The sequence below is a fragment of the Pseudoduganella sp. RAF53_2 genome, from assembly GCF_052113985.1.
GTDB lineage: Bacteria > Pseudomonadota > Gammaproteobacteria > Burkholderiales > Burkholderiaceae_D > Rugamonas.
In genome coordinates, this window is sequence record NZ_JBFRDW010000264.1 from 1 (window position 1) to 7,682 (window position 7,682).

Sequence of the window (7,682 nt, forward strand, 5' to 3'; positions counted from 1 at the left end):
GCCCATCTCCTTCTTGCCGATGGCGATCAGCACCTGGCATTCGAGCCGCACGTCGCCCAGGCGGCGCACATTTTCCGGCAAGCCGGGCGTGCGCACGGCAGGCAGCCCTTCGACCAGACCCTTCTTGCGGTTGAGGACCATGTCGGCGTCATCGTCGAGCAGGGCTTGCATGCGCGGTACAGTGAAGGTGTTATCGGGCGCCACRGGAATGATGACCGGGTCACCATTGCCCTTGATGCGCACGGTCAGCGCTTCGCCTTTCTCCAGCGGCGGCTGGCCGCGCTTGGGGCGCAGTCGGAAACGCAGCTCGGGCGCGGCGGGCGCCAGGTTGTGGTGTTCTTCGAACGCATTCATGCCCGCCATGATGTTGCGGTAGGAGCGCAGTTCGGGATTGCGGATGTCTTTGACTTCGACGCTGGGCGGGTCCTGCGTGGTCTGCTCTTGTGCAAACGCCGCTGGGGCGCTGGCAATCAGCAGGGCGAGCAAGGAACATTGGTATTTTTGCATCGGCGCAGTGTATCAGAATTGAGCATGCTTGCAACCGATCAGTCTGCTGCCTATATTGGTATAAACAGTTTATACCGGAGCGTCTGCCATGCGCTTCCTRCTTTTCGTGCTGTTCGCCATCGTCCCGCTTGCGCAAGCGCAGGTGCCGGACCTTGGGCGCGCGCAGGAATTGTCGTTCAGCGCGGATGAAGTGGCGGCACGCGGCGAAGACCGGTATATCGCGCAAGTCGTTGCGCTGGCGGCGTCACGCCAGCTGGATCGCGACCGGATTTTGCTGGCGCGGCTGCAGAAGATCAGCACCGGCTTGATTCGCGCGGCCGTGTCGCTCAAGCCGGAAGCGGCGGACTGGCAGTGGGAGCTTCACCTGAGCAGCGACCCATCGATTGATGCCGTGTGCCTCGCCGGCGGCAAACTGCTGGTCGGCATCCCATTTGTGCGGCGGCTGCACCTGGACGATGGCGAGCTGGCAACGTTGCTCGCGCACGAGATTGCACACGCCATCGCCGAGCATCAGCGCGAATATTTTTCGGAGGCCTTGCTGGCGATTCACCGTCCTGACCTGCCGCTGGATGTGGTGCAGGAACGCCTCGATTCCGATCTTCCCCTGCAGCTGCGATTGGCGCGTCTGTCGTTTATCCAGGAACAGGAGGCGGACCAGCTGGGCATGATCATCGCCCACCGCGCCGGCTGGCCGCCAACCGCAATGCTGCGCTTCTACCGCAAACTCGCGTCCGACACAGACGCCGCGCCACTGCTCGCCTCCCATCCCGACGCCGCCGCACGCATCAGCATGGCCAAAGGCATGCTGCGCCTGTTCGGTGGGCCTTAATCAGAGCACCTTCTGCACTACCTCGGCCATGGCGGCGTAGCCGGCGTCGCTGGGGTGCAGGTGGTCGCCGCAGTCATAGGCGGGGAGCAGGCGCGTTGAATGAGCCGGGTCGCGCAGGGCGGCATCGAAGTCGGCGACAGTGTCGAAGGCGCCGCTGTGGCGAATCCATTCGTTGACCTGGCGGCGCACGGCGTCCTTGGCGGGCGTGTGGTGGCCTTCGAATGGCGTGCCTTGCAGCGAGCCTTCGTATGGTGGCAGCGTGGCGCCGATGATGCGCACGTTGGCCGCGTGGGCGCGGGCGATCAGCTGGCGGTAGGCGGCGATCAGTTGCTCGGCGGTGGCTGGTGCGTCTTGCGGCGCAAACGCGCTGCCGGGCCAACCGATGTCGTTGATGCCCATCAGGACTACGACTGTGCCCACGCCCGGCTGGTCAAGTACATCGTGCTGGAAACGGTCAGCTGCTTTCACGCCCATTTTGTCGCCTAACAGTCGCGCGCCGGCGATACCGGCGTTGGCAACGCCGATTCCTTGCTGCGCCAGGCGCCCGGCCAGGTAGTCGGGCCAGCGGCGATTCTGGTCCGGCGTGGAACCGTTGCCGTCGGTGAGCGAGTCGCCGAATGCCACGACTGTGCGGTGCTGCCGCGTGTCGCCGCCGGCGACTTCCACGGCGCTCAGGAAGGCGCGGCCTTGCAGCAATTGCGCGCCGTCCAGGTTCGCAGCGGCGGTAGCGTTGCCGGACGCGATGTAGCCCGTCTGCCAGGTGCCCCAGTGGAAGGTCGTCGTCGGTGCGCGCTGCGGCAGCCAGGTTGAAATAGTCAGGCGCTGCAGCGGCGGCAGGACGAAATCCAGCGCGTCGCTGGTTGCCGTCTGCCCCGGCGCGATCGTCACCGAGCGATGGCCGCCAAAGGTCAGCACTGCCGTGCTCCCCACGTCCACCGCCGACGTCGCCCCGCCCGTCGCCGCCATCGACGCGCGCGGCTGTCGCAACGGCCGCTGGCGTACTGTCGGCGCCGGCTGCTGCGCCGCTTGCTGGTTGGCCGGACGCTGGCGTGTTGGCGGCTGTGTTGGGAACGGTGCGGGCGATGCGGGCTTCGCCGATGATCAGGGGTTCGCTGCCGTAGCGGTTCGAGAAGGATACGCGCAGCCGGGTGCCGCCCGCGCTGGTGCGCACGACTTCGCGCACGGTTTGTCCCTCCAGCACTGCGGGCACATTGGTCGGCAGCGCAAATTCTGCGCCCCAGGTAGGCTGCGGCGAGGCGTACCAGGTGGTGATCCAGTCATCCGCAGCGGCGGTAGTTGCGATGGATGCGGCAGCGACGGCGGCGATGATCTTGTGCATGGCATTCTCCAGAAAAGTAAGGTGAAACCATGTTGACTCATTCGAATTCTGGATGGTAGAAGGTAAAAACGACTAAAGCTCATTCCAATGTAGAATGAGAGACATGGATACCATCCGCTCCCTCCACTACTTCGTGCGTGCCGTCGAACTGGGCAGCCTGTCCGCCGTCGCGCGCGAACAGAACACCACTCAGCCGACGGTCAGCAAAATTGTGGCTGCGCTGGAAGAAGACCTCGGCGTGCGTCTGCTGGAGCGAAATACGGCCAGCCTGTCGCCGACAGTGCAGGGCAGACGATTCTATGAGCGCGCCAAAGGCATCCTGGAGGAGTACGAAGAAGCCGTGGCCGACGTGCGCGGCGATACGGCCAACGCCACCGGGCTGTTGCGCGTGAACGCCCCCGTCGCGCTGGGGCAATTCCGCCTGAACGCCATCGTGCAGGAATTCCTGCGCGACTATCCGGGGATGGAAATCGAACTGGTTCTGAACGACCGTATGGCCGATCTGGTGGAAGAGGGCGTGGACGTGGCACTGCGTCTTGGCAGCGATCTGCCGCCCAATGCCATCGCGCGCAGAGTCGCCGTCTCGCCGCGCTATCTGGTTGCGTCGCCCGCCTATCTGAAGGCGCACGGCACGCCTGGCCAGCCGCAGGATCTGCAACAGCACGACTACATCCGGTTCGCCTGGCTGAGTACCGGCGACGATGTCACGCTACGCAAGGGCGAACAAACCGTCACGGTGCGCACGCATGGCCGCTACCGCGTCAACAACGCACTGGCCATCAGGGACAGTCTCACAATGGGGGCAGGCATCGGCCTGTGTCCTGCATGGCTGGTGCACGACCTGCTGGAAGCACGCAAACTGAAACACGTGCTGCGCGCCTGGCAGGGCGACGCGCAGGAAGTGCATCTGCTCTATCCCTCGCGCCGTTACCAGCCGCTGCGCGCCCGCCTGTTCATAGACTTTATCCAACAGCGCCTGGCGACGCTGCCGGGATTTACTACTTAGCCACGCTTGCGGTCGTGGCGCCACAGCACATCGCTGCCGCCTGCAAAACGGTTCAGCACGCGTGACAGCACGAACATCAGGTCCGACAAACGGTTCACGTACTGGCGTGGATGATCGTGAATGGTTTCCGCCTTGCCCAGCGTGACAATCGCACGTTCGGCGCGGCGGCATACGGTGCGGCAGATATGGGCTTGCGACGCGGCGCGCGAACCGGCCGGCAGAATGAACTCCGTCAGCGCCGGCAGCGTGGCGTTGTATTTTTCCAGCAGACCGTCCAGACGCTCCACATGCTCGTCCTTGATCATCTGGTAACCGGGGATGCACAGCTCTCCGCCCAGGTCGAACAGGTCGTGCTGGATCATCACCAGCTCTTCGCGCATCTCATCCGGCATGTCTTCGCACAGCAGCAGGCCGATGTTCGAATTCAGCTCATCCACCTCGCCGATGGCGTGAATGCGCACGCTGTCTTTGTCCACGCGGGTGCCGTCACCCAGGCCGGTGGTGCCCTTGTCGCCGGTGCGGGTGGCGATTTTAGAAAGTCGATTACCCATGGTAAAAATCCTTAGTCTTAACGACAGCGAGGATACGACAAATTACCAGTGGTTGGGCGGGGATTTCGCCGGTGCGGGGCTATTTGCCCCTACAATCTGTACTAAACAAGGCTCCAGACCAAGAAAACATGACCCCAGCTTCCAACGAGCCTGCATTCAGCGCTGAGCGACAGCGCGCCGTGGCCGCCGCCTTGAACGCGGCGCTGCCCGCGGGCTGCGTGCTGTCCGAATTGGAGGACACGCGGCCTTATGAGTGCGATGGCCTGTCCGCTTACCGACAGCCGCCCATGGTGGTTGTGCTGCCGCAGGACGAGGCACAGGTTGTCGCAGTCCTGAAAGTCTGCCGAGATATGCATGTGCCGATCGTGCCGCGCGGCGCGGGCACTGGCTTGTCCGGCGGCGCCATGCCGATTGCGGACGGCGTCGTGCTGTCCACCGCGCGCATGAACCGCATCGTGCGCATGGACGCGACCTCGCGCACTGCGGTGGTGCAGCCGGGCGTGCGCAACCTCGCTATTTCCGAGGCGGCCGAACCCTTCGGATTGTATTACGCGCCCGATCCTTCCTCGCAGATCGCCTGCACCATTGGCGGCAATGTGGCCGAGAATTCGGGTGGCGTGCATTGCCTGAAGTACGGCCTGACCGTGCACAACGTGCTGCGGGTGCGGATGGYGACCATTGAAGGCGATGTAGTGGAGCTGGGCAGTGAGGCGCTGGATGCGCCGGGACTGGACTTGCTGGCGGCCTTCGTTGGGTCGGAAGGCATGCTGGGCATCGTCACTGAAGTCACGGTGAAGCTGGTGCCCAAGCCCGCTGTAGCGCGCGTGATCATGGCGTCGTTCGACGAAGTGGTGAAGAGCTGCAGCGCGGTGGCCGACGTCATCGCGGCAGGCATCATACCGGCCGGCCTGGAGATGATGGACCAGACTTCGGTGCGCATGGTCGAACCTTTTGTGCGCGCTGGCTACGACACGGATGCTGCGGCCATTCTGCTGTGCGAGGCAGATGGCACGGCCGAAGAAGTGGAAGAGGAAATTGTGCGCATGTCGGGCGTGCTGGAAGCTGCGGGCGCCAGCCGCATACAGGTTTCGACCAGCGAGTCCGAGCGCCTGAAATTCTGGTCAGGCCGCAAGAATGCCTTCCCGGCAGCGGGGCGCATTTCACCGGACTATTACTGCATGGACGGCACCATCCCGCGCATCCATCTGGCGCGCGTGCTGGTCGGTATTGCGGAGATGGAGCGCAAGTACGGGCTGCGTTGCGCGAACGTGTTCCATGCCGGTGACGGGAACCTGCATCCCCTGATTCTGTTCGATGCGAACCAGCCGGACGAGCTGCAGCGCGCCGAGGCGTTTGGCGCGGAAATTCTGGCGCTGTGCGTGGAAGTGGGTGGCACGATCACGGGCGAGCATGGTGTGGGCATCGAGAAGATCGATTCGATGTGCGTGCAGTTTGCTCCTGCGGAGCTGGCGGCATTTCATGCGGTGAAGGGGGCTTTCGATCCGCAGGCGCTGCTGAATCCGAACAAGGCAATTCCGACGCTGAACCGCTGCGCGGAGTTCGGCAAGATGCACGTTTCCGGCGGCCGCTTGCCACATGCGGGTCTGCCGCGATTCTGATGGGTGATGATGCAAGCAATTCTTGAACAGTTTCGTGAGCAGGTGAAGGGCGCTTCGGCGTCGGGCACTGCGCTGTGCATTCGCGGCGGTGGCACGAAGGATTGGTACGGCGAGGCGCCGCGCGGTTCGGTGCTCGACACGCGGGCCTACAGTGGCGTGGTCGATTATGAGCCGACGGAGTTGGTGATTACGGTTCGCTGCGGGACGCCGCTTGCCGAGGTCGAGGCATTGCTCGCCGGGCAGCGTCAGATGCTGGCGTTTGAACCGCCGCGTTTTGGGGCGGCGTCGACGATTGGCGGTGTGGTGGCTGCGGGCTTGTCCGGCCCGCGCCGTGCCACTGCTGGCGCGGTGCGCGATTTCGTGTTGGGCGCGCAGCTGATGGATGGCCGCGGCGAACTGCTGAACTTTGGCGGGCAGGTCATGAAGAATGTCGCGGGCTACGATGTTTCGCGGCTGCTGGCGGGATCGTTTGGTACTTTGGGGCTGATTACGGAAGTGTCGCTCAAGGTTTTGCCGATGCCGTTCCGCGAAGAGACTATTCGCTTTGAGATGGACGAGATCACGGCCCTGGCGCGCATTAACGCGTGGGCGGGGCAGCCGCTGCCGATTTCGGCCAGTTGCTGGCGCGCCGGCGTGCTGACCGTTCGCCTGTCCGGCGCCGATGCCGCCATTCGCGCGGCCTTGCAAAAGCTGGGCGGCGAGCAGCTGTCGAACGCTGACGCCTTCTGGACCGCTCTGCGTGACCAGGCCGGTCCCTTCTTTACGCCCACGGCTTCCGGCGCAACCACCGCGTCGCCTGGTGACGACATGCTGCGCGGCGGGGGCGACACCGATGCCCTCGTCGCGGCACGGGGCGGCGCCAGTGTGGCCGCCGGCGGCGACCTGTGGCGCCTGTCCGTGCCGCCCGCCGCCAGCGCGATCATCCTGCGCGGCGAGCAGCTGATCGAGTGGGGCGGCGCCCAGCGCTGGCTGCGCGTGCCGGCAGAAGGCGATATGTCCGCCACCGCGGACGCGATTCGGCGTACTGTCGCGGCGGCAGGTGGCCACGCGACGCTGTATCGTCGTGGGACGCCTGCCGATGTGACTTCGGCACCGGCGGGAGAGGCGCGCGGTGATGTCGCGGTGTTCCATCCGCTGCAGCCGGCGCTGGCGAGAATTCATGAGCGGCTGAAGGCGGGGTTTGATCCGTCCGGCATTTTCAATCCTGGCCGCATGTACTGAGTTATGCAAACCAATCTGGCTGATTTCATCAAGAACACGCGCGAGGGCGACGAGGCCGAGGCGATCCTGCGTGCCTGCGTGCACTGCGGTTTCTGTACCGCCACCTGCCCGACCTACCAGCTGCTGGGGGACGAGCTGGATGGTCCGCGTGGACGCATTTATCTGATCAAGCAAGTGCTGGAAGGCGCGCCGGTCACCGAGAAAACCCAGCTGCACCTGGACCGCTGCCTGACCTGTCGAAACTGCGAATCGACATGCCCGTCCGGCGTGCAGTATGGCCGACTGGCCGACATCGGCCGCAAGATCGTCGAGCAGCGCGTGCAGCGTCCCGTGGTCGACCGTGTGAAGCGTTATGTGCTGAAAGAAGCTTTGCCGCGCAAATGGCTGTTCACGCCGGCGTTGCGCGCGGGCCAGGTATTCAAGCCGCTGCTGTCGAAGGACCTGCAGGACAAGATCCCGCCCATGCGCAGCGCAGGTGCCTGGCCGGCACGCGAGCATGCGCGCAAGATGCTGGTGCTGGACGGCTGCGTGCAACCGGGACTGGCGCCGAATATCAACGCCTCCACCGCGCGCGTGCTGGATGCGCTGGGCGTGCAACTGATCGTGGCGC

7 protein-coding genes and 1 pseudogene are annotated in these 7,682 nt (G+C 64.6%); 5 read left to right on the forward strand and 3 right to left on the reverse strand.

The annotated features are described in order from the left end of the window. A pseudogene (locus tag AB4Z11_RS16500) lies at positions 1–507 on the reverse strand (hypothetical protein); the annotation flags it as partial. A gap of 88 nt (positions 508–595) precedes the next feature. Between AB4Z11_RS16500 and AB4Z11_RS16505 the strand changes: the two are divergent. Continuing rightward, positions 596–1,336 (forward strand): M48 family metalloprotease, encoded by a 741-nt coding sequence (locus tag AB4Z11_RS16505; protein WP_442026327.1) that lies wholly within the window; start codon positions 596–598, stop codon positions 1,334–1,336. On the opposite strand, the gene AB4Z11_RS16510 is transcribed toward AB4Z11_RS16505, so the two are convergent. Next, complete coding sequence (locus tag AB4Z11_RS16510) at positions 1,337–2,323, reverse strand: SGNH/GDSL hydrolase family protein (RefSeq protein WP_442026328.1); 987 nt, start codon at positions 2,321–2,323, stop codon at positions 1,337–1,339. It abuts the gene before it with no gap. Positions 2,324–2,778: 455 nt separating this feature from the next. Here AB4Z11_RS16510 and AB4Z11_RS16515 point away from each other — a divergent pair, with 455 nt between their 5' ends. Continuing rightward, positions 2,779–3,681, forward strand: coding sequence for a LysR substrate-binding domain-containing protein (locus tag AB4Z11_RS16515; RefSeq protein WP_442026329.1), 903 nt, complete (start codon positions 2,779–2,781; stop codon positions 3,679–3,681). Here the strand turns inward: AB4Z11_RS16515 and AB4Z11_RS16520 are convergent. Then, positions 3,678–4,232 (reverse strand): cob(I)yrinic acid a,c-diamide adenosyltransferase, encoded by a 555-nt coding sequence (locus AB4Z11_RS16520; protein ID WP_442026330.1) that lies wholly within the window; start codon positions 4,230–4,232, stop codon positions 3,678–3,680. The two genes, AB4Z11_RS16515 and AB4Z11_RS16520, sit on opposite strands and share 4 nt — an antisense overlap. A 128-nt stretch (positions 4,233–4,360) precedes the next feature. Between AB4Z11_RS16520 and AB4Z11_RS16525 the strand changes: the two genes are divergently transcribed. The 3 genes from AB4Z11_RS16525 to glcF form a co-directional block, all read left to right on the forward strand. Beyond that, complete coding sequence (locus AB4Z11_RS16525; RefSeq protein ID WP_442026331.1) at positions 4,361–5,851, forward strand: FAD-linked oxidase C-terminal domain-containing protein; 1,491 nt, start codon at positions 4,361–4,363, stop codon at positions 5,849–5,851. A gap of 9 nt (positions 5,852–5,860) precedes the next feature. Beyond that, on the forward strand, positions 5,861–7,072 hold the full coding sequence (gene glcE / locus AB4Z11_RS16530) for a glycolate oxidase subunit GlcE (protein WP_442026333.1): 1,212 nt from the start codon (positions 5,861–5,863) through the stop codon (positions 7,070–7,072). Positions 7,073–7,075: 3 nt separating this feature from the next. Then, positions 7,076–7,682, forward strand: a 607-nt coding sequence (gene glcF / locus AB4Z11_RS16535) for a glycolate oxidase subunit GlcF (RefSeq protein ID WP_442026332.1), incomplete at its 3' end; no start/stop codon positions are given.